At 72.3% G+C, this 24,722-nt stretch carries 25 protein-coding genes; 12 read left to right on the top strand and 13 right to left on the bottom strand.

The genetic code is table 11. The features are described 5' to 3' along the window. Window positions 1-522 precede the first annotated feature (522 nt). Both M8J73_RS31870 and M8J73_RS31865 read left to right on the top strand, forming a co-directional pair. On the top strand, window positions 523-918 hold the full coding sequence (locus M8J73_RS31870) for a DUF8819 family protein (RefSeq protein ID WP_055539851.1): 396 nt from the start codon (window positions 523-525) through the stop codon (window positions 916-918). Next, window positions 915-1,187 carry a DUF4031 domain-containing protein gene (locus tag M8J73_RS31865; RefSeq protein WP_249829381.1) on the top strand — a complete coding sequence of 91 codons (273 nt, stop codon included), beginning with the start codon at window positions 915-917 and terminating at the stop codon, window positions 1,185-1,187. Before M8J73_RS31870 ends, M8J73_RS31865 begins: the two co-directional genes overlap by 4 nt. Before the next feature lie 38 nt (window positions 1,188-1,225). Here the strand turns inward: M8J73_RS31865 and M8J73_RS31860 are convergent, their stop codons facing one another. The 5 genes from M8J73_RS31860 to M8J73_RS31840 form a co-directional block, all read right to left on the bottom strand. Continuing rightward, window positions 1,226-2,032: a hypothetical protein gene (locus tag M8J73_RS31860; RefSeq protein WP_249829380.1), complete on the bottom strand. Its 807-nt coding sequence runs from the start codon at window positions 2,030-2,032 to the stop codon at window positions 1,226-1,228. A gap of 116 nt (window positions 2,033-2,148) precedes the next feature. Continuing rightward, on the bottom strand, window positions 2,149-3,246 hold the full coding sequence (locus tag M8J73_RS31855; RefSeq protein ID WP_249829384.1) for a GNAT family N-acetyltransferase: 1,098 nt from the start codon (window positions 3,244-3,246) through the stop codon (window positions 2,149-2,151). A gap of 191 nt (window positions 3,247-3,437) precedes the next feature. Continuing rightward, entirely contained in the window at window positions 3,438-3,833 is a 396-nt protein-coding gene (locus M8J73_RS31850; RefSeq protein ID WP_055542243.1) for a winged helix-turn-helix transcriptional regulator, read from the bottom strand. 9 nt (window positions 3,834-3,842) lie between these two features. Next, window positions 3,843-5,111, bottom strand: coding sequence for a Cmx/CmrA family chloramphenicol efflux MFS transporter (locus M8J73_RS31845; protein WP_274757680.1), 1,269 nt, complete (start codon window positions 5,109-5,111; stop codon window positions 3,843-3,845). Between the two features lie 171 nt (window positions 5,112-5,282). Then, window positions 5,283-5,957: an HD domain-containing protein gene (locus M8J73_RS31840; RefSeq protein WP_055543052.1), complete on the bottom strand. Its 675-nt coding sequence runs from the start codon at window positions 5,955-5,957 to the stop codon at window positions 5,283-5,285. A gap of 94 nt (window positions 5,958-6,051) precedes the next feature. Between M8J73_RS31840 and M8J73_RS31835 the strand changes: the two genes are divergently transcribed. The 4 genes from M8J73_RS31835 (at window position 6,052) to M8J73_RS31820 (ending at window position 9,091) form a co-directional block, all read left to right on the top strand. After that, window positions 6,052-6,402: a PadR family transcriptional regulator gene (locus M8J73_RS31835; RefSeq protein ID WP_055543051.1), complete on the top strand. Its 351-nt coding sequence runs from the start codon at window positions 6,052-6,054 to the stop codon at window positions 6,400-6,402. Continuing rightward, window positions 6,399-7,355, top strand: coding sequence for a hypothetical protein (locus M8J73_RS31830; protein WP_055543050.1), 957 nt, complete (start codon window positions 6,399-6,401; stop codon window positions 7,353-7,355). The genes M8J73_RS31835 and M8J73_RS31830 overlap by 4 nt, the downstream gene beginning before the upstream one ends. A gap of 108 nt (window positions 7,356-7,463) precedes the next feature. Continuing rightward, entirely contained in the window at window positions 7,464-8,387 is a 924-nt protein-coding gene (locus M8J73_RS31825) for a phosphatase PAP2 family protein (protein ID WP_249829379.1), read from the top strand. A gap of 32 nt (window positions 8,388-8,419) precedes the next feature. Further along, entirely contained in the window at window positions 8,420-9,091 is a 672-nt protein-coding gene (locus M8J73_RS31820; protein WP_206188073.1) for a maleylpyruvate isomerase family mycothiol-dependent enzyme, read from the top strand. A 10-nt stretch (window positions 9,092-9,101) separates the two neighbouring features. Here the strand turns inward: M8J73_RS31820 and M8J73_RS31815 are convergent, their stop codons facing one another. Further along, the gene (locus M8J73_RS31815; protein WP_372504052.1) at window positions 9,102-9,281 is read right to left on the bottom strand and encodes a DUF397 domain-containing protein; all 180 of its coding nucleotides are present in this window, start codon (window positions 9,279-9,281) and stop codon (window positions 9,102-9,104) included. After that, a complete protein-coding gene (locus M8J73_RS31810; RefSeq protein ID WP_055542618.1) occupies window positions 9,268-10,131 on the bottom strand; it encodes a helix-turn-helix domain-containing protein in 864 nt (287 codons plus the stop codon). Before M8J73_RS31810 ends, M8J73_RS31815 begins: the two co-directional genes overlap by 14 nt. 188 nt (window positions 10,132-10,319) lie before the next feature. On the opposite strand from M8J73_RS31810, the gene M8J73_RS31805 reads away from it, so the two are divergent. Beyond that, entirely contained in the window at window positions 10,320-11,033 is a 714-nt protein-coding gene (locus M8J73_RS31805; protein WP_055542617.1) for a copper homeostasis protein CutC, read from the top strand. A gap of 29 nt (window positions 11,034-11,062) precedes the next feature. Here the strand turns inward: M8J73_RS31805 and M8J73_RS31800 are convergent, their stop codons facing one another. Next, window positions 11,063-12,091: a hypothetical protein gene (locus tag M8J73_RS31800; protein ID WP_055542616.1), complete on the bottom strand. Its 1,029-nt coding sequence runs from the start codon at window positions 12,089-12,091 to the stop codon at window positions 11,063-11,065. A 211-nt stretch (window positions 12,092-12,302) separates the two neighbouring features. Here M8J73_RS31800 and M8J73_RS31795 point away from each other — a divergent pair, with 211 nt between their 5' ends. Both M8J73_RS31795 and M8J73_RS31790 read left to right on the top strand, forming a co-directional pair. Further along, window positions 12,303-12,812, top strand: a complete 510-nt coding sequence (locus M8J73_RS31795; RefSeq protein ID WP_055542615.1) for a RipA family octameric membrane protein — start codon at window positions 12,303-12,305, stop codon at window positions 12,810-12,812. 78 nt (window positions 12,813-12,890) lie between these two features. Continuing rightward, window positions 12,891-13,397, top strand: a complete 507-nt coding sequence (locus tag M8J73_RS31790; RefSeq protein WP_107424141.1) for a hypothetical protein — start codon at window positions 12,891-12,893, stop codon at window positions 13,395-13,397. Window positions 13,398-13,479: 82 nt separating this feature from the next. Here M8J73_RS31790 and M8J73_RS31785 read toward each other — a convergent pair whose 3' ends face one another. Continuing rightward, window positions 13,480-14,217 (bottom strand): NPP1 family protein, encoded by a 738-nt coding sequence (locus M8J73_RS31785; protein ID WP_372504051.1) that lies wholly within the window; start codon window positions 14,215-14,217, stop codon window positions 13,480-13,482. Window positions 14,218-14,637: 420 nt separating this feature from the next. On the opposite strand from M8J73_RS31785, the gene M8J73_RS31780 reads away from it, so the two are divergent. After that, window positions 14,638-15,894, top strand: coding sequence for a trypsin-like serine peptidase (locus M8J73_RS31780; RefSeq protein ID WP_055542703.1), 1,257 nt, complete (start codon window positions 14,638-14,640; stop codon window positions 15,892-15,894). A 114-nt stretch (window positions 15,895-16,008) separates the two neighbouring features. Here M8J73_RS31780 and M8J73_RS31775 read toward each other — a convergent pair whose 3' ends face one another. Next, window positions 16,009-17,973: a HelD family protein gene (locus M8J73_RS31775; RefSeq protein WP_372504053.1), complete on the bottom strand. Its 1,965-nt coding sequence runs from the start codon at window positions 17,971-17,973 to the stop codon at window positions 16,009-16,011. Between the two features lie 437 nt (window positions 17,974-18,410). Between M8J73_RS31775 and M8J73_RS31770 the strand changes: the two genes are divergently transcribed. Beyond that, the gene (locus tag M8J73_RS31770; RefSeq protein ID WP_055714605.1) at window positions 18,411-18,611 is read left to right on the top strand and encodes a hypothetical protein; all 201 of its coding nucleotides are present in this window, start codon (window positions 18,411-18,413) and stop codon (window positions 18,609-18,611) included. A 333-nt stretch (window positions 18,612-18,944) separates the two neighbouring features. On the opposite strand, the gene M8J73_RS31765 is transcribed toward M8J73_RS31770, so the two are convergent. After that, window positions 18,945-20,591, bottom strand: a complete 1,647-nt coding sequence (locus tag M8J73_RS31765) for a DNA repair helicase XPB (protein ID WP_249829375.1) — start codon at window positions 20,589-20,591, stop codon at window positions 18,945-18,947. A 173-nt stretch (window positions 20,592-20,764) separates the two neighbouring features. On the opposite strand from M8J73_RS31765, the gene istB reads away from it, so the two are divergent. Further along, window positions 20,765-22,198, top strand: coding sequence for an IS21-like element helper ATPase IstB (istB, locus tag M8J73_RS31755; protein ID WP_274757681.1), 1,434 nt, complete (start codon window positions 20,765-20,767; stop codon window positions 22,196-22,198). A gap of 1 nt (window position 22,199) precedes the next feature. Here the strand turns inward: istB and M8J73_RS31750 are convergent, their stop codons facing one another. Next, window positions 22,200-22,376, bottom strand: a complete 177-nt coding sequence (locus M8J73_RS31750) for a hypothetical protein (protein ID WP_169797961.1) — start codon at window positions 22,374-22,376, stop codon at window positions 22,200-22,202. Window positions 22,377-22,714: 338 nt separating this feature from the next. Further along, the coding region (locus M8J73_RS31745; RefSeq protein ID WP_249829374.1) for a helicase-associated domain-containing protein at window positions 22,715-24,722 on the bottom strand (2,008 nt) is incomplete at its 5' end.

Here is a 24,722-nt window from a genome sequence, read left to right as displayed (position 1 = left end):
CGCGGCCTCCGTCGCCGCCGTTGCCGCCACGGGCTCCGCCGCCGCTGCCGCCGCGGCCTTCGGCCGGGCGTCCGCCGCTTGCCCCGCGGCCCTCGGCCGTACTCGCGCGTCCGCTCTCGGCCGCTGCCGCGCGTCCTGCTTGGGTTCCAGCCGGGCGTCCGCCGCTTGCCCCGCGGCCCTGGGCCGCACTCGCGGGTCGGCTTTCGGCGGCAGCCGCGCGTCCACTTTGGCTTCCGGCCGTGCGTCCGCTCTCGGCCGCTGCCCCGCGTCCGCCTTCGGTCGCAGCCGACCGTCCGCCCTCGGCTCCAGCCGCGCGTCCGCTTTCGGCCGCAGCCGACCGTCCGTTCTCGGTCGCAGTCGCGCGTCCGTTCTCGGTGGCGGCCGGTTTCCGGCCCTCGGCCTGGGGCGCCTCCGGGGGTGTCTGTCCTTTCCTTTGCGCGAAAATTTCCTTCACCTCATCACTCACACCATGAAAGATATTTTCCGTCCGGGTGTGCGGTCAAGGGTGCGCACAATGGAGGCATGAGTCCCGGCAGTGATCCCGTGAGCCCCCTTGAGCAGGCGTTGCACGCGGCCCGTGCGCTCGTGCTCGCCGATCTGGTCGCCCAGGAGGTCGCCGAGGCCGACGTCGTCTCGATGGTCGAGGAATCGGTGGTGGAGCGCCGCTGGTGGGTGGAGCAGTGGCCGGACGGCGCGGCGTACGTCGCCGGGCTGATCGCGCAGGACGTCCAGGACGCCCTGCTGGAGCGGTACGGGCGCTGGCCGCTCTGCCCGGTTTGCGGCACCGGCGACCCGCACGCCCTCGACGTCGAGCCGGAGTTGGGCCCCGATCCGCGGTGGGTGTGCCACAAGGCGGGGGTGCGGGTCGCGGCGGTGGGTGCGCTGGGGGCCGTCATCGGGGGGTCGTCGCCCTCGTGACCGTCTACATCGACCCGCCCACCTGGCCGGGGCACGGCCGGATGTGGTCGCACCTGGTCAGCGACGTCTCCTTCGACGAGCTGCACGACTTCGCGCGCCGGGTCGGCGTGCCCGAGCGGGCCTTCGAACGCGACCACTACGACATCCCGTCCCACCGCTACCAGGACGTCGTGGCCGCGGGCGCGGTGGAGGTGGGCTCGAAGGAACTGCTCCGCCGGCTCACCGCGGCGGGCCTGCGCCGCCCCAAGGGGCGGCCCGTCGGCCGGTGAGGGGAACAGGGGCAGGTCGGTGAGGGGCGAGGGCGGCCTCAGTCCGTGAAGATCGGGTCCAGGCCGTGCCACCACCGGTTGAGTGCCGAGAAGTCGGGGCCCGTCACGGCGAACAGGGCGGGCCGGTCGTAGTACGTGCAGGTGATCACGTACTGGAACGTGGTGTTCATGTAGCAGGCCGCGTCCCCGGCCGGGGTGTCGGAGCCGTTCTCCGACCAGACGCTGCGGACGTTCTGCTGCTGGTCGCAGTTGCCGTCGGGCAGGCCCGCCGTGTAGCCCCGGAACACCTTCTGCACCTCGCTCTTGGAGCCGTACACCGAGATGTTCGCCTTGGTGGTGAGGGCGCCGTACGTCGGGTCCTGGGTGGTCACCGTGCAGCGCAGTGACGCCTTGGCGCCGGGTGCCGTGGCCGGTTCGCAGCTCTCGCGGCGCCACTGCGCCGGGTTGAGCGAGTCCCGCAACTCCCGCTGGGCGGTGGTGAGTCCGTCGTCCTCACCGCCCTCGGTGTCGTCGGGGTCGGCGGTGGGTGTGGTGACCTCCGGGGTCGGGGTGGGGGACGGACTCGGGGTGGTCGTCTCGGGCTCGGGGGTCGTGTCGTCCGGGGACGGGGTGGCGGTGTCGTCCCGGAACGGGCGCGCGGTCGGCCCGCCGCCCCGGCCGTCGTCGGACGGGTCGTCCTTGTCGGCCACCACCACGCTCACCACGATGCCGATGATGGTGAGCATGCTGGTGACGATCAGGCTGATGATCGCGATACGGGCGTTCCGGTGGTCGGGGCCCGGATCCGGCCGGGGGGAGCCCGGCGGCCCGGGCGGCGGCGTGGGCGTAGGACCGTTCTGACTCATCGCGCGCTCCCCCGTTTCCCCCGTACGTGCCCGCACGTCACCGAATTATCAGGACCGGGCCGGGGCCGGGGCAGGGGAAAAGGGGAGGTGACCGGAACGGTTGGGCCCGGCGTACGTCAGGCGCGCAGACGGAGTTCGTACGCGAACTGCTCGCCCTCCTCCCCGTCGCCCCAGTCGTCGCTCACCTGCTCGAACCCGGCGCGGGTGACCACCCCCTGGGAGGGGGTGTTGACCTTGTCGACGACGGCGAAGAGGGACTGGACGTCGCCCTGTTCGCGCGCCCGCTCGCGCGCCCAGTCGGCCAGCGCGCGCAGCGCCTCCGTGGCGTAGCCGCGCCCGCGCGCGCCCTCGACCAGGTCGTAGCCGATCTCGACGCGGCCCTCCTCGTCGGGGGCGCCGTGGTAGCCGAGCGCGCCGACGGCGAGCCCGTCCTCCTTGCGGACGAGGACGTACATGCCCCACTCGGGGCGGTGCACGCCGGTCTCGTACGCCTGGAACACCATGCCGGCGCCGACACGTGTGCCGTCGACGGGGCCGCCCACGATCCAGTCGAAGCCGCCGGTGCCGCCCTCGGCGAGGTCCGCGGCGGCGGCCGGATGGACGCCCTTGAGGACGATGCGGTCGGCGTCGATGTGCAGCGGGTTGCTCCACTTCCACGAGGTGACCGGGGCCCGGCCCGGCAGATCGGCGCGGCCGGTGGCCCACAGCAGGGTCGTCCAGGGGTCGTCACCGGGCCTGACGTGCGGGAACAGCCGGGCGAGCACCGACTCGCACAGGTCCCGCGGGGCCTCGTACGGAGTGAGTCCGAGCCCTTCGACGATGTCGTGGGTGTGCAGGAGCACCTCGGTGACGCCCATCGCCGCGAAGCCCTCGCGGTCGGCGAAGCGGAAGGGGTAGGGGTGGAAGGCGCGCACATCGGCGGGGGTGGTGGTCACGGTGGCGGCGAGGAGGGCGCCCGTCGTCTCGATGACGTACAGCAGGTCGGCGTTCTCCTCGCACTCCGCGGTGTCGATGAGGAACGGTACGTACGCGCTTTGGGCCCGCCCCGCGAGCTGGCCGGCGTAGGCGATCAGGTCCGAGGAGATGTGGTCGGCGGTCTCACGGCAGTTCCAGTCCAGCCGCCCCGCCTTGGTCCCCACCCAGTCCCTGTCGACGGCCCCCCGCAGCACGGCCACGCTGTGCCCGACGGCTTCCAGTACCTGTTCCCCACCCATAGGTCGCATGCGCGTGAGGATAGGCGGGGGCGGCGCGGGAGGACGAACGGATTTACGCCCCCGGGGGGCGCGTTGGGGCCGGCGGCGCGGCGCGGCGCGGCGGGGCGGGGCGTGACTGGTGGCAGTGGTGGGACGTGGCGGCGGCGCCGAACGTACAGCGGCCGTGCCGAACGTACGGCAGCCGGGCCCGCTCAGCCCTTCGCCGCGTCGTACTCCTCGCGGGCCTTCTCGATCGCGTTCATGCGCTCGGCGGTCCAGGTGGCGAGGGCGCGGACCTGCTCGGCGGCCTCGCGGCCGAGCGGGGTGAGGGAGTAGTCGACGTGGGGCGGGATGACGGGCTTGGCGTCGCGGTGGACGATGCCGTCGCGCTCCAGCGTCTGGAGGGTCTGCGTGAGCATCTTCTCGCTGACCCTGCCGATCTCCCGGCGCAGCTCCCCGAAGCGGTAGGAGCGGTCGAGCAGGGCGATCAGGACGAGGGTGCCCCAGCGGCTGGTGATGTGCTCCAGGGCGACGCGCTGCGGGCACATCGTGACGCCGTCGGCCGTCGTACGGGCCCGTTCGACGAGGCTGACCTCACTCACTGCCATGTCCGCACCCTACTTCGAGGTCGGCACTTTCGCCGAGTTAGTGCCCATTTCCACGATCCGTGACGGCCCCGTACGCCGGTGCATGCGCAGCGACAGCGCCGTGATGCCGATGGCGGTCGCCGTGAGCGCGCCGCCCGCCCAGGCCGTCGACGTGAAGCCGAACCCCGCGTCGATGACCGTGCCGCCCAGCCAGGGCCCGCCGGTGTTGCCGAGGTTGAACGCGGCGGTCGTGGTGGCACCGGCGAGGGTGGGGGCGGCCCCGGCGACGTTGAACATCCGGGCGTTGAGCGCGGGCGCCGTGTAGAAGCAGGAGACGCCGAGGAGGAAGGAGAGCAGGACGGCGGCGACGGCGTACGAGGCGAGGAGCGCCAGCGCGACGAGGAGGACGGTGGAGGCCGCGATGCCGGTGAGCAGCACCCCGAAGAGGTGCGCGTCGGCGATGCGCCCGCCGACCGCCGTACCGATCAGCGCCCCGACCCCGAACAACGCGAGGACCGTCGGCACCCATCCGTCGTCGAGTCCGGCGACATCCGTGAGCAGCGGCGCGAGGTAGCTGAACGCGCAAAACACACCACCGGCGGCGAGCGCCACGACGGCGATGGAGAGCCAGACCTGCGGCTCGCGGTAGATACGGGCCTCGGCGCCGGGCCGGGGCCGCTCGGCGGGCAGCGGGATGGCCGGGACGAGCGCGGCGACCCCGGCCAGGGCTATCGCCGACGCCACGGCGACCGCCCAGAACGCCGACCGCCACCCGAAGTGCTCCCCGAGGAACGCGCCCGCCGGAACGCCCAGCACGTTGGCGATCGACAACCCGCCGATCATGATCGCGAGGGCGCGGGCCCGCGCGGTGAAGGGCACCATGGCGACGGCGACGGCCGCGCCCACCGCCCAGAACCCGGCGCACGCGAGCGCGCTCACGACGCGCGAGGCGAACAGCACGGCGTAGTTCGGGGCGAGCGCGCCCGCGACCTGCCCCACGCCGAAGACGGTGATCAGCGTGATGAGGGTCGTCCGGCGCGGCAGCCGCAGCGTCGCCACGGCCAGCAGCGGAGCCCCGACGACCATGCCGATCGCGAACGCGGAGATGAGGAGCCCGGCCCGTGGGATCGACACGTCCATGTCCTCGGCGATCGGCGGCAACAGCCCCGACAGCATGAACTCACTCGTACCGAGCGCGAAGACGGCGAGCCCGAGGACGTAGACGGAGAGGGGGACGCGGTTACCGGGCTGGGGGGCGGGACGGTGGCGGGAGCGGTCTGCGGCGGCGTCGGAGGACATATACGAGGCCAACCGGAGACGTGGCGGTGGCATTCCCCTCTTCGGTTGGCCAGGTTGGCCAGGTTGGCCAGGTTGGCCAGGTTGGCCAGGTTGGCCAGGTCGGCCAGGTTGGCCAGGTCAGCCAGGTCAGCCTGGTCGGGCCGGTCAGCCTGGTCGGGCCGGTGCGGCCGGTCAGGACCGCCCGCCCGTCAGTTCGGTCAGTTCCGCCCGCAGGTTCGCGCGGGCCCGGTCCTCCCACTCTCGCTGTCCGTAGGGCGTCCGGAAGAGGCGGGGCAGGGCGAGGAGGTGGTGGAGTACGGCTGCTCGGCCCTCGCGGAAGGCGTCGTCCGGGACGAAGCCGTACTCCTCGCGGACGGCGGCGGCGTACGCGGCGTACGCGTCCGGGGGCGAGGCGAGGATCGCCAGGTCGGCGTCGCAGAGGACCTGGCCGTTGGGGTCGTCGTCCGCCGGGTCGTGGGTGACGGTGAGCCGCACCAGCCGGGCCACCTCCGCGACCTTCTCCGCGGGCACCCCGGCCTCGGGCAGCGCCCGCTCGGCGAGCCGCGCGGACCGCTCCTCGTTCGTCGACCGCTCCGGCAGGTACACCGCGTCGTGGAACCACGCGGCCAGCCGTACGAGGGCCGGGTCCGCCGCGTACTCCTCCAGCACGTCGACGCGGTCCAGCACGGCCGTGAGGTGATCGAGGGTGTGGTACTTCCGCTGGGGCTCGGACCACCGCTCGATCAGGTTCGCCGCGTACCTGAGCGGACTCGGACGGCCTGCGTCACCGCGGGCATCGTCACGGGCATCACCACGGGCCGGGAGCAGGGCCTGGAGCCAGCGGGCTTCCAGCGGGTCGAGGGGCATGGGGGCATTGTGCCGTGGCCGCGGGCGTGGCGGTGCTGCCGGTGATCATCCCGGGTTGGCGGATATATTTCGGGACTCGATATATGCTCGATGTATGACCAGACAGAGTCCGCCCCTGACGGAACCGCAGTACTTCATCCTTGCCGCACTCATGGATGGTCCGTTGCACGGTTACGGCATCATCAAGGCCGCCGAGCAGGCCACCGACGGGCGGCTCCGGATCGCTGTCGGCACTCTCTACGGCGCGCTGGAGCGGATGGAGCGGGCCGGGCTGGTGGCAGCCGGCCATGAGGAGATCGTGGACGGGCGGGCGCGGCGCTACTACCGGCTCACCGAGGACGGCGCCGAGGCGCTCGGCCGGGAGGCGCTGCGGATGCAGCAGGCGGCGGCCGTCGTCATCGGACGCTCGCGGGATGCCCGGGATGCCGGAGCGGCCCCGGCATGAACCGTCTGCTGCTTGCGGTCTATCCCGAGCCGTACCGTTCCCGGCAGGGAGAGGAGGTGCTGGCCTGCCTGTCCGAGGCGTATCCCGGCCGCTCCTGGCCTCCGCCGCGGGAAGTCGCCGCCCTGGTGCGCGCGGGGGTGCGGGCCCGTGCCCGTGCCGTCGTCGACGACTCGGCCCGGCCGTGGTGGCTGGACGGCATCCATCTGGCCGCCCTGGCCCTCGCCGCGCTGGCGCTGGTTCCGTACTTGCAGGACGTGTGGCACTGGGCACTGCGCATCGACCCCGGACAGCACGCCATCGCCTTCCGCTTCTCCGGCTGGTACCCGTGGGCCGAGGGCCCCACGCGGATACGGCTGCTGCCCTACGGGCTGCTCCCGCTGGGCTGCCTGATCGCTCTGCTGCGCGGCAGAGCGTGGATCGCGCTGCCGGGCGCGGCAGCCATGATCTGGGCCGGCGCCACGTCCCACGGCCGCACCGTCTTCGGTGACGAGGGCAAGGCGGGCCTGAGCTACTACGGTCTCGGCGCCCCCCTAACGGCCCATGACCTGGTGCTCTCAGGGGCGCTGTGCGCCGCGTGCGCCGTGCTGGCGCTCTGCCGTCCCAGCCGTCTGCGACGCCGCTCGTACCGCTGGCTGGCCCCCGTCGTGCTCGCCATGTTCGTGGCCGGGAGCCTGCACATCATCTCCGTCAGTCCGGCTTTCCAGCGCGGTCTGTTCGTCCTCGAAGTCGCCGCGCTGCTCGGCGCGTGGGCGGCGACGGCCGCCACCGGCGACCACCGGTGGCTGATCCCCGTCGCGGCGGTCGCGTTCGTCCGCACGCAGGCGATCGTCGTCCGTCCGGACGCGTTCATGCAGTCCTTTCCGGACATGGTCGTCCTCATCCTGCTGATCGCACCCCTCCCCGCCCTGGCGATCGCCGCCCAGCGCCGACAGGCGCGGGCACTCGCCGAATAGGAACGGACCCCGCCGGTGGGCCGGCCCCAGCACGGCGGCCCACGTCGTGCCGCAAGACGTGCGTGACCGAACTGTGTGACCGAACCCCCCAACGGAAGAAACAGAGCGATGACTCAGCACGATTCCCCGTCCCTGCCCGCGCACCGTCCGGGGGCCTCAAGGCAGGCCCCCGAAGCCCCCCAGGCCCCCGAGGTCCCCGACGACCCCAGCCCGTCGCGTACGACACGGCCGTGGATGCCGGCTCTGCTGTACGCCCTGGGGTTCCTGACGGTCTACCTGCTCGCCATCTGCACCCCGTGGGGGCAACGAGCCGAGAACGCCCTGTTCGCTCTCGGTGCAGGGGGCAGCGAAGAGGCATGGATCTACCCCCTGTCAGGAGCGGACTACGGCTCGACACCCCTGCCGCCGATGGAACTGAGCGCCAAGCCCACCCTGATGGTGGGCCTCGCCGTCATCGTGGTCCTCACCCTGGTGCGGCGGTGCTGGTGGCAGGGATGCGCGGCGCTCGGGGTCGTCATTCTCACGACCGGAGGCAAGGAGGTGCTCGAATCGAGCATCCTGCCCCGCCCTGATCTGGTGGGCGCGCCGGAGAATCTCCTGGAACAGGGTTTTCCCAGCGGGCACACGGCCATCCCCGCCGCGCTGACCCTCGCCGCCGTCCTCGTGGTTTCCCCCCGCGTCCGCCCCTACGTCGCCACGGTCGGTGTGCTGTGGCTCGCCTGCATCGCCGCCGCCAGCGCGACCATGGGCGGCCACCGGCCCAGCGAAGTGCTGGGAGCCACCCTGTTGGCCTGCGCCTGTTACGGCCTCGCCACCTGGCTGCTGCCGCCGGCCGCCGCGCCGGGCGCCACGTGGAGCCCCCGGGCGCTGCCCGTCATCACCCTGACGCTGGCCTTGGCCATCGCCCTCGTCTCCGGCGCACGGAACGACACCCTCACCAGGTCACTGACCTCCGCGGCGGCGGCCTTCATATGCGCGGCCCTGGTCTGGTACGCCGCAGTCGGGCGGCCCGCACGCCGCACACGCCGCTGAACGTTGCCCAATCAGGCCCTAGCGTGGGGCCCATGACTGTCGCTGATGTGCACGAGGTGCGGGATCCCGGGCTGCCGGGGCGGTTGCTGGTGGCCGAGCGGGATGTGCTGGTGCCGGTGTTGCGGGGGAGGGCCGAGGAGGACTTCGGGGCCGGGACGTGTTGTCCGGGGTGGACCGTACGGGACGTGCTGGCGCACTCCTCCGCCGCGCTGTCGCGGGTCGTGGAGGGCCGCTTCGAGAAGGGCGTGTTCAGCCCCGAGTCGAACGACCGGGACATCGCCGAGCGCGAGGGCTGGTCCGTCGGGCAGATCGTGGACGAGTTGGAGCGCGGCATGACCGACGTCGGCCCCGTCATCGCCGAGGCCGGCGGGGTCCTGGACGGCGTCGCCCTCGGGGAATGGGTGCACGCCGGGGACGTACGGGACGCCTGGGGCCTGCCCGGCGCCTACGGCGGCTCGCAACTGCCCCTCGCGGTGCAGCTGTTGGCCCACCTCACCCGGGTGCGCGGCACCCGCCCCCTCCACGCCGACCTCGACGACGCCGACGAGCCCCTCCTGCTCGGCGCCCCCAGCGGCGACGCCCCGCCCGCGCGCTACATCGGCGACGCCACAACCCTCGTACGGCTCTACTCCGGGCGCCCGCTCACCGCGGCGACGTACGAGCTGGCCGGGGTGACACCGGCCGAGCTGAACCTCTTCGACTGACGGGCCGCCCTCAGCGAAGCTCCCGGCCCGCCGCCGCGACGAACGCCGACCAGGCGGCGGCACCGAGCAGCAGCACACCGCCGGCCGGGTTCTTGCTGTCACGGACGGGGACGATGCCGGGGAGGTCGTCGGAGACTTCGACGCACTCCGCGCTGGTTCCGCCGCTGTAGCTGCTCTTACGCCAAGTCACGGTCCTCAGATCGGGAGCGATGCGCATCCTCGTACTCCTTGGCCGCCTGCTCGATCAGCTGGAGGGACGCGCCAGGCGACAGCGCCGCACCCCCAAGCAGATCGTAGGTCAGCGTGGAACGGGTCACCACAGCCGGATCGTCGAACAGGCGGCCCGTTTCGGACGCTTGGTTGTAGACGATGGGAGGGGCGTCCTCGAACGTCATCAACTTGAAGATGCCTTCCATGCCCGCGTTCGCCCCCTCCGCCAGCGGCAGCACCTGCACGATGATCCGGTTGCGTCGGACCATCGCCGCGATGTGCCGGAGTTGCTCCGCCATCACCGCCGGGCCACCCACCGGGCGCCGTAGCACCATCTCGTCCAGGACCGCCCAGTACCGCGGCCTCCTCGGGTCGCCGAAGATGTGCGCGCGGGCCTTGCGGGCGGAGACCCGCTCCTCCACCACGTCCTCCGTCAGGACCGGGTCGTACGCTCGCACCACCGCCCGCGTGTACCCCGCCGTCTGAAGCAGACCCGGTACCAGGATCGGCGCCCAGTCCTTGATCGTGAGGGCCAGGCCCTCGAACTCCACCACGTCCGCGAAGTGATGCTCGTACGGGGACTTCCTCGCGGCCTCCAGGTTCCGCGTGAAGAACCCGTCCGCGTCCAGCACCTCGTCCGCCATCCTCGCGAACTCCGGCTGCATCCGCCGTACCCCCACCTCCAGCATCCCCACGTACGCCCCGCTGATGAACATCGCCGCCCCCAGCTCCTCCTGGGTCATGCCCGCCCGCTCGCGGCGGTGGCGGAGTTCCGCGCCGTACAGGGCGCGGGTGGACTGCGACGGGTCGAGGGTCTTCGTGTTGCTCATGGGACGACGTCCTCCTCTGACAGCCGGTTCTGTTGGGTCTGCGCCGAGCCCGAGCGTAGATGCGGAGCGTGTCTGGTCGTACGCGAATCGTGAGGGGCCGGTCCAACGGGCGGGTTTGTTGGTAAATTGGACTAGACCTGTTGTCGCCCGCTGTCGTCGTACGACATGCCCGAACCGGAAGGGGCCCCATGGCCACGCCCGTCCTCCTTGAGGTCATCGCCCTGGACGCCAGGGACGCCGTCGCCGCGCAGAGCGGCGGAGCCGACCGGCTGGAACTGGTCGCCGACATGCGCGCCGACGGGCTGTCGCCGACCGTGCGGACGTTCGTCGAGGTGAGGGCCGCCGCGGACATCCCGGCGCGGGTGATGCTGCGGCTCGCCGACGGGTTCGCGGCGGGGGACGCGGACGCGCTCGTACGGGTCGCGTGCGACATGCGGGCGGCCGGGGCGGAGGAGTTCGTGCTCGGGTTCCTCGACCCGCTCGGCGAGCCCGACCTGCCCGTCCTCGAACGGCTGGTCGCCGAACTCGACGGCTGCCGCTGGACCTTCCACCGCGCCATCGACCGCGCCGCCGACCGCGACGCCCTGCGCAAGCGGCTCGCGGACCTGCCGGGGCTGGACACGTATCTCACGGCGGGCTCGGCGGACGGCGTCGACGAGGGACTGCCGACCCTCCTCGCGGAGGCGGCCCGGCGCGGCGAGCCCGGCTACGGCGCACGGCTCATGGTCGGCGGCGGTCTCCGCCTCGACCACCTGCCCGGCCTGCGCGCCGCCGGGGTGGACGCCTTCCACATCGGCGGCGCCGCCCGCCCCGGCGGCTGGGACGCGCCGGTCGACTCCGACGCCGTACGGGAGTGGCGGACCGCGCTCGACGCGGGCGTCGGCAGCGCCGTGGCCCACTGAGCGGTAGAGAACCCAGGGGCGCCCGTCCGTCAGCGAGGGTTCGCCGGCAGCCCGGCCGGCCGGGTCCGGCCGCCAGGTGTCCCGTTCAGGTCCTCGTGCAACCGGGCCAACAGCGGGCCCAGCTGGGTGCGGGTCAGCTTGCGGACGCGGCCCTCGTGCGTCCACGCCGTGACGGCCGTGGGGTCCAGGTGCACCATCTCGGGCGTCCAGTCGGGGCCGAAGCGGATGACGGCCCGCAGCAGCAGCGTCCACTTCAGACGGTCCGGGTCCTCGAAGTCGGGCAGCGGTGGGAAGCGCGGCGGCTGCCAGTCGGGGCCGTGCACCTGGCGCAGTTCGTCGGCCCGCTCGGTCAGCACCTCCTCCGCCGCGGCCCGGAAGTCCTCGTACGCCTCCCACACGTCGTACAGGTCCGAGCCCCGCTCGGCGTACAGCATGACCAGCACGGACTCCGGGCGGCGCAGACGCATCACCTCGGTCAGCTCCCACAGCGTGCCCGCGCTGGTGCCCGCCACGAGGAGGACCAGGCGGGCGTCGGTGATGAGCGAGGTGACGGTGGGCTGCCAGTCGTGGAGGGGGAGGTAGAGGCGGCGGCAGCCGGCGAGGGGGAGCGCCTCGTCGGGCTCACCCACGGCGAGCGGGCGCCCGAACCCGCGGAAGATCCGGCACACGCCCTCCTCCAGCGTGAGCGAACTGCCGTTCACGAGCGCGCCGCCCACCCCCTGCCAGCGGCTGAACGCGTGCGGCATCGCCCTGCCGGTGGTGTCCTCCGTGAAGGGGCGCAGATAGAGGACGTACGGTTCGCGCCGGGCCTCCTCCATCGTGCGGACCACCCGGACGTGATGGCGCCGCCCGTGCCGCCGCAGCGACCTGCCCCCGACCAGCAGGCCCGCGCCCCACAGGCCGCACCCCGCGAGGATCAGCAGGTTCAGCCACAGGGGTTGGTCGTGCGGCGACACCCGGATCCAGACGGTGTCCTTCCGCACGGCCGCCACGATGAACACGAGTCCACCGAAGAACGTCGAGACGAGGCCCACGAGCCGCAACAGGCAGCCCAGCACGGGCCGCTGACGTCTCCGGGGCGTGCCGAAGGGAGGGAACTGAGGGATGGGAGGGGGCGGCTCGGTCATAGGGACAGCCGAGCGGAGATGCCCCGCAACCGGCAATCGAACAGGGCCCGTTGGCGAGCGGAACGGTGTCGGATTCGCTCTTTCGTGGCACGCGCGGGCACGCGCCCGCCCGGCGTGCCGGCGCCGCGGCCATGCTGGGCCGATGGCAGACCTCCACCACTCCCTGTGGAACTCCGACGTGGCCCCCGACAGTTACACCCCCGCCAACACCCCCTACCTGGCGATGCTGTTCGAGCAGTACAAGCTCTGCGTGGAGACCGCCGACCGCGTCAGCGCGCGGCGCGGCGCTGCCAACACCTTCTTCCTGTCCCTCAACAGCGCGATCGCCACGGCCATGGTCGCCGGGCTGGGGCCGCGTCCGGGCCGGGTGTCGGTCTGGCTGCTGCTCGCCGGGCTGCTGATCCTTGTCGGGCAGTGCGCGGCCTGGTATCTGATGGTCCGCTCCTACCGGCAGCTGAACACGGCGAAGTGGGCGGTGATCGGCGCGTTCGAGAACCGGCTCCCCGCGTACGCGTACTCCCGCGCTGAGTGGACCGAGCTGGGGGAGGGCGAGGACTGGCGCCGGTATGTGCCGCTGACCCGCCTCGAACAGTGGGTTCCGCCGCTGTTCATCGCCGCCTACGTGGTGGGATTCCTGGCACTGGCGCTCTAGGGCCCTTCCCGTCGGCGGGGCCGCGGCATACGATCCGCGGATTCCTTCTGGCCGAGCTAGCCGAGTGGGTGGGGGCTCTTGATCGCCATCGCGGTGACCGGGCACATGGACCTGACCGAGGCGAGCGTTCCCCTCGTACGCCGGGCCCTGCGGGAGTTCCTCGGGCCGTACGCGGAGGAGGGGATCACCGGGCTCTCGTGTCTCGCCGGTGGTGCCGACTCGCTCTTCGCCGAGGCGGTCCTCGCGCTCGGCGGCCGGCTGGTCGCGGTGATCCCGGCGCGGGACTACCGGCAGCGCCAGGTGGGCGCCGACCAGGCCGCGACGTTCGACCGGCTGGTCGGGGCCGCGGCCGAGGTGCTCGTCCTCGGCCACGACAGCGCGGGCGGACAGGCGTACGAGGACGCCAACCGTGAACTGGTGCGGCGTGCCCACCGCTTGGTCGCCGTCTGGGACGGCGAGACGTCCACCGCCCAGGGGGGCACCGCCACGGCCGTGGCCGACGCCCGCCGCGCCGGCCTCCCCGTGGACATCGTCTGGCCACCGGGCGCGAGCCGCGAGACCAAGGGGTGTGCCTCGGAGGCGTAGGCCGGGCGCGCCCCCCGACAGGCGGCATCCGCTGTATGTGCGGCGGGTTCGTGACGGGGCGCGCCCCCGGGCCGCGGTCTCGTTACGCGTACGGGTCGAACGCGATCCCCGACGGCTTCGCCTTCGCCAGGTTCGACTCGAAACTGCCGTCCTTCAGGCCGAAGTTGGCGCTGCCGAAGTCGTAGGCGACCAGCTTGTCGCGGATGCCGGACGGGTAGCCGTTCCAGCCGACGAGCGGCGGGTACTGCCAGGTGCCCTTGTGGTTCTCCGGGGGTTCGTCGCCCGAGCCCGCGAGGCGGAAGCAGTGCGTCCGGATGCCGTCCTTGTGGTAGACGATCTTGGCGTGGGTGCCGTCCCAGCGGACCGCCGACGCCGGGTGGACACTGAAACCGCCGTGCGCGGACGTCGACACGTACTGGGCGGTGCCGTTCTGCACCCAGACCGCCACGTGCTCCCAGTCGTGGCGGTGGCCGCCGATGCTGGAGCCGGGAACCGCCTGGTCCTTCTCGAAGTAGAGGTCGTACAGGATCGCGCACCAGCCGTTGTTGCACTTGGAGCGCGCGTAGCCGTTGGTGTTGTCCAGGTCGGACGCGTCCCGGCAGTTGCCGTTGAGTGCGCCGGTGGGCTTCAGGCCGCCGTTGACCGTGCCGTCCGGGCCGATCGCCGGGGTCGAGTAGCAGCCGTCGGTGTCGTAGTCGTAGGCCGGCTGCCATGTCCTCTCCAGCGCCTCCGCGTTGGAGGGCAGGGCCCCGGGCGGCGCCGCGTACGCGCTGCCGGCCACGCCGACGACCAGGGCGAGGGCGCCGCCCACGGTGAACACGGATCTCTGCAGACGACGGGACCTGCCTGAGCGCGGACTTGTCTTCACTGCGACCTCCTGATGGACCGCGGCGCGGGGGGCGCCCGGGGGCCGGGGGGTGGGGCACGCCGAGCAGGGATGGCATGCGCAGGTCAGATTCGCCCTACCGGCCGGTAGTGCACAAGAGGCGGGAGGTGTCGGAGTGATGAAGAATCAAACGTTGTGAAGAGCCTGTGAGTTCGGCCGATCGATTGGCGGGCGGGGCGTCACGCGGTGACGTGATGTCACATCACGGATCGATATCCGCCACGTAGTTGTTGTGTGCGAAGTCGCCGCGTGAGCCCTCCCGGCGATCATTTCGGCCCTGTCCCGCGTGCATAGTTGTGTCCGCCCCAGCCAAGCCGGGGCATGACAAGTTTCAGTCACAGGGGGAACGGCTCCATGCCATTCATACGTCGCCGCGGTCTCACGGCCGCCGCCGCCGTGATCGCCGCGGTCATGGTCACCACCACCGCATGCAGCAAGTCCGACGAGGACGGCGCGAAGGCCTCGGGCGAGACGACCGCCCAGGCGGGCGCCGGCTCGGACGTCGACACCGGCGAGAACGAGGGCGGGGGCGACACGACCATCGGCGGCTTCAAGCTGCCCGAGGGCGTGCCCACCGAACTCTCCGGCGACGCGCTGCAGAAGTGGAAGAACGGCGGCTGGCAGGACTTCGACGACTGGGCCTCCAAGGCGGAGGACTTCGCCAACCCCTACATCCAGGACTTCTGGACCCCCGAGCGCATCGCCAAGGCCAAGGCCCAGATGCCCACGCAGCTGCCGGAGATCGCCGACGCCGGCAACGTGTCGAAGGGGTCGAACAAGACCACCAAGGTCTGGCTGCCCGACGGCTCGGTGAAGCGGCAGAACGCCTCCAAGGTCAAGGCGACCTACCACAAGAACGCCGCCCCGGTCGGCAAGCTCTTCTTCACCACCCCCCAGGGCTCCAGCGTCTGCTCGGCGGCCGTGGTGAAGGACCCGGCCCACCCCGGCAAGTCCAACCTCGTATGGACCGCCGGCCACTGCGTCCACGCGGGCAAGGGCGGCGGCTGGTACCGCAACATCGCCTTCGTCCCGTCCTTCAACAACACCGCCAGGCTGAACATCAGCCAGGCCTCCGCCAACTACCGTGCGAGCAACGTCTCCCCGTACGGCCTCTTCTGGGCCGACTGGGCCACCACCTCCGGCACCTGGATCAAGGGCGGCAACGCCAGCCAGGGCACCGTGGCCGCCGCATACGACTACGCCGTCCTCCACGTGAAGCCGGAGAAGGGCGCCAAGTCGCTGGAGGAGCGCGTCGGTTCGGCTCTCCCGGTGTGGTTCAACGCCCCGGCCGCCAACAAGGTCAAGAACATGAAGGTGCGCGGCTACCCGGCCGAGGCCCCGTACGACGGCTCGAAGATGTACCACTGCCAGGGCGCCACCAAGCGCTTCGTCCTCGGCTACAGCTACCCGAGCGACTACCCGGCCCAGTACATGGTCGGCTGCACCATGAACGGCGGTGCCTCCGGCGGCCCCTGGTTCATGAGCCACAAGGGCCGCACCTACCTGGTCTCCAACAACTCGCTGAGCGACCGCTCCTCGTTCATCACCGGCCCGCGGCTGGGGAAGAACGCCAAGGAGGTCTACCTGGCCACCAGCAACAAGTTCAAGTAGGCCGGCCCGCGCCGACATGCGTGAAGCGGCCCCCGGTGACCTCGGTCGCCGGGGGCCGCTCCGCGTCTCAGGGGGCAGGGCTTCAGGAGCTCAGGGGCTCAGGGGCTTCCGCGCTCAGGTCAGCTGCGGCGGCAGCGGGGCCGCGTGCGTCACGATCAGGCCCGACACCGCACGGGTGAGCGCCACGTACAGACGACGCAGGCCCGTCCGCTCGTCCGGCTCCCCGTCGACCACCGCCCGCGGCTCGTCCAGCACCACGTAGTCGTACTCCAGGCCCTTCGCGAGCGACGCCGGTACGAGGGTGAGGCGGGTCTCGTACGTCGTCTCCTCACCCGGAGCGAGATAGCCGATCCCGGCCTCCGTGAGGGCCTCGGCCAGCGCCGGCACGCGCGCGTCGGCGGCGATCAGACCGACCGACCCCTCGTTGCGCAGCAGCTCCTCGCAGGCGGCGATCACCTGCGTGTCGTCCTCGACGGGCCGTACGTCGAAGAAGCCCGGGTTCTCCCGGACGGACGCCACCGGGGTCAGGCCGGGCGCGATGTGGGGCAGCAACCGGGATGCGTACGTGATGACGTCGGTCGGCACACGGAAACCGGCGGTCAGCTCCTCGATGTGCGCCTCGGCCTTGCCCAGGTGGGCCAGGGCCTCCTGCCAGCTCCGGGTCGCCCACGGGGTGGTGCCCTGCGCGAGGTCGCCGAGAACGGTCGCCGAACCGGTGGTGCAGCGGCGGCCGACCGCCCGGTACTGCATGGGGGACAGGTCCTGCGCCTCGTCGAGGACGACATGGCCGAGGGAGTGCGTGCGCTGCACCAGGTCGGTGGCCTCGTCGATCAGCACGGCGTCGGCGGCGGACCACTTGGCCGTCCTCACGCTCCGCGCCGGCTTGGCCCACAGGATCGTCTTCTGCTCGTCGTCGGTCAGCACATCCTGCGCGTGCTCGGCGAGGAAGTCGGCGTCGGTGAGCAGCCGCAGGACCAGTTTGGCGGGGTCGACGGGCGGCCAGATCGCCTTGACGGCCGCCTTCACGGCGGTGTTGCGGGCCACCGCGTCCTGCACCCGGTCGTCGGGCGCCTCACCGGACCGCTCCATCTGCACCAGCACCGCGTGCGCGATCCGCTGCGGCAGGGCGTCGCGGGCGGCTCCGTAGCGGATGTCCCGGTCGAGCAACTCCTTGACGATGTCCTCCAGTTCGTACGCCGGGACGCGCCAGCGACGCGACCCCCGTACGACCATGACGGGCTCCGTGGGCAGGGTGACGTGCGAGCGGACGGCGCGGCGGAGCACCTCCGCCATCCGGGCGTCGCCCTTGACGACGGCGGCGGCCGCCTCGTCCGTCCCCCGCACCTCCACATGGGCGACCAGATCGTCGACGGTGGCCTGCTTGACCTCCAGCTCGCCCAGCGCCGGGAGCACCTGCTCGATGTAGTGCAGGAAGGAGCGGTTGGGGCCGATGACGAGGGTGCCGGTGCGGGAGAGACGCTCACGGTGGGCGTACAGCAGGTAGGCGACCCGGTGCAGGCCGACGGCGGTCTTGCCGGTGCCGGGGCCGCCCTGGACGCAGAGGCTGCCGGACAGGTCGGAGCGGACGATCTCGTCCTGCTCGGGCTGGATCGTGGCGACGATGTCCCGCATCGGGCCCACACGGGGGCGCTCGATCTCCTGCTGGAGCAGCTTGCTGGTGGTCGCCGCCTCGGCGGGGTCGGAGAGGTGCTCGTCCTCGTACGCGGTGAGGTCGCCGCCGGTGTAGCCGAAGCGGCGGCGCAGCGCGACGTCCATCGGGTCCTTCTTGGACGCCCGGTAGAACGGCTGCGACACGGGGGCGCGCCAGTCGATCACCATCGGGTCGCCGTCCGCGTCGTGCACATGCCGGCGCCCGATGTAGAACCGCTCTCCTTCGGCGCCCTCGGCCCGGTCGGCGCCGGGGGCGTGCAGGTAGTCGAGGCGGCCGAAGAAGAGCGGGGTGTCGCTCAGGTCGGCGAGGGCCTTGATCCGCTCGTCGATCTGGCGGGCGAGCACCTCCGCGTTCACCCAGTTCGCGGTCACGTCCCGGATGTCCAGCGCCTCCACGTCCTCCCGCATCGCGCGCAGCGCGGAACGGGAGGCGGCCAGGTGGTCGCGTTCACGGGTGAGGGGATTGGTCTCTTCGTCGGCGGGCGCGGACAAGGAAGTGCCTCCGGGGGCCTACGGGATCCACGGGATCCGGTACTGGGGTGGGGTGAGCCGGCCGGTTTCCGTCCGGACGGCGGCGCTCCACGAGCGGGAGGCGGGCAAGGGCGGAGAGTGTAGGCGAGGCGAGGGGGAGAGGGCCAACGGATTTCGGTCCGCCGCGCGGGGGCCCGGGCAGGGTCGGGCCGATGACTCCTCGGGCGCACCCGGCCGGTCCGCCTGCCGTACCCCTAGGGGGTGGGTACGCCGGGGGTACTACGGGGCGGCACGACCTGAGGGTGAGCGGAGGGCTCAGGCAGTTCCATCCATAGACCGACGCCATCCACAGGCGGACGTTCCACCATGGATACATGAGTGCAGCGACCTTCATCCCAGCCTCGGCCGCCGGCCGACCCGGTCCGCCGTCCGGTGCGACCGGCCTCGACGACCGGCACCCCCGCCACCGCCTCGCGGACGCCCTCCGCGCCGTCAAGGTCTTCGCGGGCGCCGCCTTCGGCGTCATCGTGCTCGGTGAGTACGCGGAGGAAGCGGGCATACGCCGCCCCACCTGACGCGCCCCGCCGTCCACGGAACAGGCCCCGACCCCTCGCGTCGGAGCAAGGGCACTCCTGCCCCACTCCGGGGGCCGACTCCAAGGCCCACGTCACGTCATCGCTCGACCGCGCACGTCACCTCACGCCTCGCCCACCTCCCCCCGGCCCGACGACCCGTATCCGCCGCCCGCATCCGCACTCAGGGCGGCGGCCACCGTCAGCGTCGGTCGCACGGCGCACAGCGCATCCCGAAGCCATCCCTCCCACCCCCGGTGTGGCCGGGGCCGGTCCCCCCACCGGCTCCGGCCACGCACCACCTCATCCCGCAGAGGGCCTCGCGCGACGATGCGCTCAGACGTCGTCCGCCAGGATCTCGTCCGCGTCCATGATCCGGTAGGCGTAGCCCTGTTCGGCGAGGAAGCGCTGCCGGTGGGCGGCGAAGTCCTGGTCGATCGTGTCGCGGGCGACGACGGAGTAGAAGTGCGCCTGGTGCCCGTCGGCCTTGGGGCGCAGGACCCGGCCCAGCCGCTGGGCCTCCTCCTGGCGTGAGCCGAACGTACCGGACACCTGGATGGCGACCGTCGCCTCCGGCAGGTCGATGGAGAAGTTGGCGACCTTCGAGACCACCAGGACGTTGATCTCGCCCTCGCGGAACGCGTCGAACAGCTTCTCGCGCTGCGTGTTCGACGTCTCGCCCTTGATCACCGGCGCGTCCAGATGGGCGCCCAACTCGTCGAGCTGGTCGATGTACTGGCCGATGACGAGGATCTGCTGCCCCGCGAAGCGGCGGACGATCGCCTCGGTCACCCGTCGCTTTGTCGCGGTCGTGGAGCAGAAGCGGTACTTCTCCTCCTGCTCGGCGGTGGCGTAGGCGAGCCGCTCGGAGTCGGTGAGGTTCACCCGGACCTCGACACAGTCGGCGGGCGCGATGTAGCCCTGTGCCTCGATCTCCTTCCAGGGCGCGTCGAAACGCTTGGGCCCGATCAGGGAGAACACGTCCGACTCCCGGCCGTCCTCACGGACGAGCGTCGCCGTCAGACCGAGCCGCCGCCGCGCCTGGAGATCCGCCGTGAACTTGAAGACGGGCGCGGGCAGCAGATGCACCTCGTCGTAGACGATGAGGCCCCAGTCACGGGAGTCGAACAGCTCCAGGTGCGGGTAGACGCCCTTCCGCCGCGTCGTCAGCACCTGGTACGTCGCGATGGTGACCGGACGGATCTCCTTGCGGGTCCCGCTGTACTCGCCGATCTCGTCCTCGGTCAGCGAGGTCCGCTTCACCAGCTCGTGCTTCCACTGCCGGGCGGAGACGGTGTTGGTGACGAGGATCAGCGTGGTCGACTTCGCCTGCGCCATGGAACCGGCCCCGACCAGCGTCTTCCCGGCGCCGCAGGGCAGGACGACGACACCGCTGCCGCCGTGCCAGAAGTTCTCCACGGCCTGCTTCTGATAGGGCCGCAGCGCCCAGCCGTCCTCGTGCAGCTCGATCGGGTGCGCCTCGCCGTCGACGTACCCGGCGAGGTCCTCGGCCGGCCAGCCCAGCTTCAGCAGCGTCTGCTTGATCTGCCCCCGCTCCGAGGGGTGCACGGCGACGGTGTCCGGGTCGATCCGGGCGCCGACGAGCGGGGCGATCCGCTTCGACCGCAGGATCTCCTCCAGGACCGGGCGGTCGGTGGTGGTGAGGACGAGGCCGTGGGCGGGGTGCTTGCTCAGGGTGAGACGGCCGTAGCGGTCCATCGTCTCGGCGATGTCGACGAGCAGCGCGTGCGGCACCGGGTATCTGCTGAACTCGACCAGCGCGTCCACGACCTGCTCCGCGTCATGGCCGGCGGCCCGCGCGTTCCACAGCCCCAGCGGCGTCACCCGGTAGGTGTGGATGTGCTCCGGAGCCCGCTCCAGCTCGGCGAACGGCGCGATGGCCCGACGACAGTCGTCCGCCCGCTCGTGGTCGACCTCCAGGAGCAGGGTCTTGTCGGACTGGACGATGAGTGGACCATTCACGCGCGGCACCCTTTCGTTTCGGCCAAACGTCCAGTGTGCCTGATCGTTCCGCCCTTTCGCCGGGGTCGTTCCGCCCGGCCTCTCCCTCACATCAGTCTTATTGGATGTCTATTCATTCCGATGAGTGGAGGGAATTCAGATTTGAGGCACGGGCTCCCCAAGAATGTTGAACCGTGCAGCCATCTTCCCCCGCCGGTCCGGTCACCCCGTCCGCCTCTCCGCAGGGCACCACTCTCGGCTATGCCCTGTTCGCCACTCGCTGGCTCCAGGCTCCGCTGTACTTCGGTCTGGTCGCCGCACAGGGGGTGTACGTCTACAAGTTCTTCAACGAGCTGTGGACGTTAATCGTCAAGTGCGTCGGAGGCAGTGCCACCGAGAACTACGTCATGCTCGCGGTGCTCAAGCTGGTCGACGTCGTCATGATCGCCAACTTGCTGATCATGACCATTGTGGGCGGCTACGAGACCTTCGTCTCGCGCATCGGCCTCCAGGGCCACCGCGACCAGCCCGAATGGCTCTCCCACGTCAACTCCAACGTCCTGAAGGTCAAGCTCGCCACCGCCATCGTGGGCATCTCCTCCGTCCATCTGCTCCAGATGTTCGTGGACGTCCACCACACCTCCCGCCACGCGCTGATGTGGGGCACGGTGATCCACATGGCGTTCATCGTCTCGGCGGTGCTCCTGGCGTACATGTCGGGGCCGATGCTCCGTGAGGAGAAGGGCCACGGCCCGCACGACGTCCCGCACCGCGACCCGCGCGGCCCGGCCGACCCGGTCCCGCCCGCACCCCGGGGATCCGCCGACCCCGGGGGCGCCCATGGACCGGTCGGCCCGCCGTGGGACCAGGAGGACGGGGCCGGCGGGCCGTCCCTCCCCTCCACCCCGGTCCTTCGCCCCACCCCGCTGCCGATCCCGGCGCAGGCCGGCTCGGACGAGAAGCACGCGGCGCGCGAACGGGAGGCCCGACGGCAGGGGACGGTGTTCGCACGGGGCCGGGCCCGCGTCGTGCCGCACGAGGCGGCGGGCCGGGCGGAAGGCGAGAGCCGGCTGAGGGATGCCGGGTTCCCCGCACGCAAGCTGCTGGAGGACTTCGACCCGGACCACCCGCGCACCTTCGACCGGCAGCTGCTGGCCCGCCTCGGGACGCTGGACTTCCTGGCCGCGCGGCGCAACGTCGTCTTCCTCGGCGCCCCCGGCACCGGCAAGACACACCTCGCGATCGGCCTCGGCGTACGGGCCTGCCAGGCGGGGAACCAGGTGCGGTTCGCCACCGCCGAGGAGTGGGCCGCGCGGCTGGCCGGGGCACGGGCCGAGGGCCGGCTCGCCGAGGAACTGTCCGCGCTCGACGCCTGCCCCCTGCTGATCGTCGACGAGGTCGGCTATCTGCCCTTCGACCCCGACACCGCCCGGCTCCTCTTCCAGCTCGTCGCCCACCGCTACGAGCGGGCCTCCCTGATCGTCACCAGCGACCGCCCCCTCGGCCGCTGGGACGAGATCTTCGGCGGGGCCGCCCCGGCCGTCGTGGACCGGCTCGCGCACCACGCCGACATCGTCCGCCTCGAAGGGGACAGCTACCGGCTGCGCCGGGTCCCCTCGGCGGGCTGAGTCACTTCAGCAGGCCGACGTTCTGGATGAGCGGCCCCTCCACGGTGAGCCCCTCCCCGATCACGGTGCCGAGTTCGGGGAGGGGCAGAGGGCTGGGGTTGGCCGCGGCGGGCGAGGCGAGCACACCGACCAGGGCGGCTGCGGCGAGGGCGCAGAGCAGTGCGGGGATGGGACGCATGCGGACCTGTGATTCTTTCGAGCGTGGACATCGATCTCGATCGGACACAGGGTGGCTGCCCGGCGGCCCCCACCCCGATACGCACGCCCCGTCACGACCCCTCGTCGGAGGGAAAACCGGGGATGGCCTGCATGAACGTCCGCGTGCGCCCGAACGGGTGAAAGTCGGGCGGCGATTTGATCATGGAAAGGGGGCGGGCGCCTCCGGAGACGGAGGGCGGGACTCCTCCGGAGACGGAGGGCGGGCGCCTCAGGAGGCGATGGGCGGGCGCCTCAGGGTCGTGCAGGGCCACCCGGGGCCATCCGGGCCCTTCGGGGGTCAGTCCGGCCCCACGGGGGTCAGATCGAGTCGTCCGCCAGTTCCGCGACGCCCGTGATGCGGTGCAGCGGGAACGTCCGGACCTCGTCCGCCGTGTGGTCGTACGCCGTCACGAAGCCGCCCTCGACCCGCACCGGGGCGATGACGCGCTGACTGGCGGAGCCCTCGGCGTTGACGTAGCCGATCCAGAGGGCCTCGCCGGTGAGGACGGCGGCCTGCATCGTGGCGAGGGTCTCGGCGGAACTGGTGCGCGGCAGCGTCCCCGACGGGACCGGGGTGCCGCTCGTCCGCCGGGGCGCCGTCGACGCCAGATCACCGGCGCGGATGGCACGGATCGCGGCGGCCAGCAAGGTGTCGTCGGGGGCCGGCGGACCGTCCGGGACGGGCTCCGGTGCCGTACGGGCCGGGGTGCGGTGGGCGAGGGCGCGGGTGATCAGGACGTCGCCCTCCGCGGACTCGGCGGCCGGGGCGTACCCCATCGCGCGCAACCCCTCCAGCAGCGCCGCCGGGTCCGCCTGCGCGGCGAGCACCGTCGGCGCGAGGCGGCGCAGCCCGAGCCCCTGCGACCGCTTGTCGGCGAGGATCTCGCTGAGCATCGCGTCGTCGTCGCACCGCACGTACGCCGACGCCGCGCCGATCCGCAGGTGCCCATGGCGCCGGGCCACATCGTCGATCAGGTAGGCGAGCGGCTGCGGCACCGGCGTACGGGAGTGGGCGGTCAGGAAGTCATGCAGGTCGGAGGCGGCCTGACCGGCGTCAAGCGCCCGGCGCACCGACCCCGGCGTGAACCTGTAGACCGTCGCGCCACCCTTCGACTCCACGTCCGCCACCACACCCAGCATGTCGGCGAGCGGACGCCGCAACGGGCCCGGCGCGACAGCCGTCAGATCCGCCTGGAGCAGCACGTGATCGAGCGGCTCGGGCAGCAGCGGCGCGAGGAGCCGGGCGGCACGGGCCTCCGCCACGGTCCGCTCGACCACCGGGTCCGGGGAGGGGAAGGGGGCCGCCGGGGTGGGCACGTGATGGGCGGGGAGCTTGTCGCCCGGCGTCTCCGGCAGGTCGGCGGTCGCGGCGGTCCCCGGGGGCAGGCCGAGGAGGGCCCGCCCGTGGGAGGACAGCGCGCCCCGCCCGGTGATCCCGAGGGACTCGGCCTCGGAGAGCGTCCAGCGCGCCAGCCGGGCCCGCAGATCGTCCGGCTGCCCGCCCTGCGCCTGCGGCGCCCGGCCCTGCTTCGGCGCCTGCGGGCCCTGGGCGGCCTGGGAAGGCTGAGAGGGAGGCTGCGCGGCTCTGGTGGGGCGCTCCCAGCGGAGCCGCGCGATAACGGAGTCGGAGGTGGCCGAGGTTCCCTCGGGCAGCCCGGCGAGCAGGGTGAGCACCCGGTGCCGGACCTCGGGCGCGGCCGAACGGTCCAGGCCGGGACCCAGCGCCGACAGCGTGCGCTCCTTGGCGTCCCGCTCGCCGACCACACCCGGCGTACGGGTCGCCGCCAGCCAGGCCGACGCGAGCCCCGCCCAGCGCTCCGCCGGAGGCAGCTCCAGCCACGCGTCGTACGCGGGGGTCGCCGCATACCGCTCGTCGGCCTCGCCGTCCGAGGCCAGCAGGCCCGCGGCGTACGCCAGTTCCACCCAGAAGGCGGCGACCGGCTCGGGCACGTCGAGGGCGACGGCCGTCCGCTTCAGATCGCGGACGCTCAGGCCGCCGGCCCGCAGCACCGCCGGGCCGCCCTCGTCCCAGTCCTTCAGCAGTTCCTCCACGGTCGCGAGTGCCGTGTACGCCTGCCCGGCCGCCGTCGCGTCCACCACCTGGGGGCGGTGCGTGCCCGCCGCCTCGACGGGCGGCGGCACCGGCTCGACCGCCCGGTGCGCCCGCCCGCCCCGCAGATGCAGGGCGACCTCGCGGGGGATGACGACCGTGCCGGGGGCGGTGGGCAGCAGCAGACCGCGGTCGAGGAGCCAGCGCAGATGGGGCGCCGGGTTCGCGGTGACCTGGCCGTACGGCGGCCCCCACACCAGGCGCGTCAGGACGTCC

Origin of the sequence: Streptomyces neyagawaensis, assembly GCF_023516595.1 — a bacterium.
GTDB lineage: Bacteria > Actinomycetota > Actinomycetes > Streptomycetales > Streptomycetaceae > Streptomyces > Streptomyces neyagawaensis.
The sequence above is the reverse complement of the archived record's forward strand: the minus strand, read 5'-3'. Positions and strand labels throughout refer to the sequence as shown.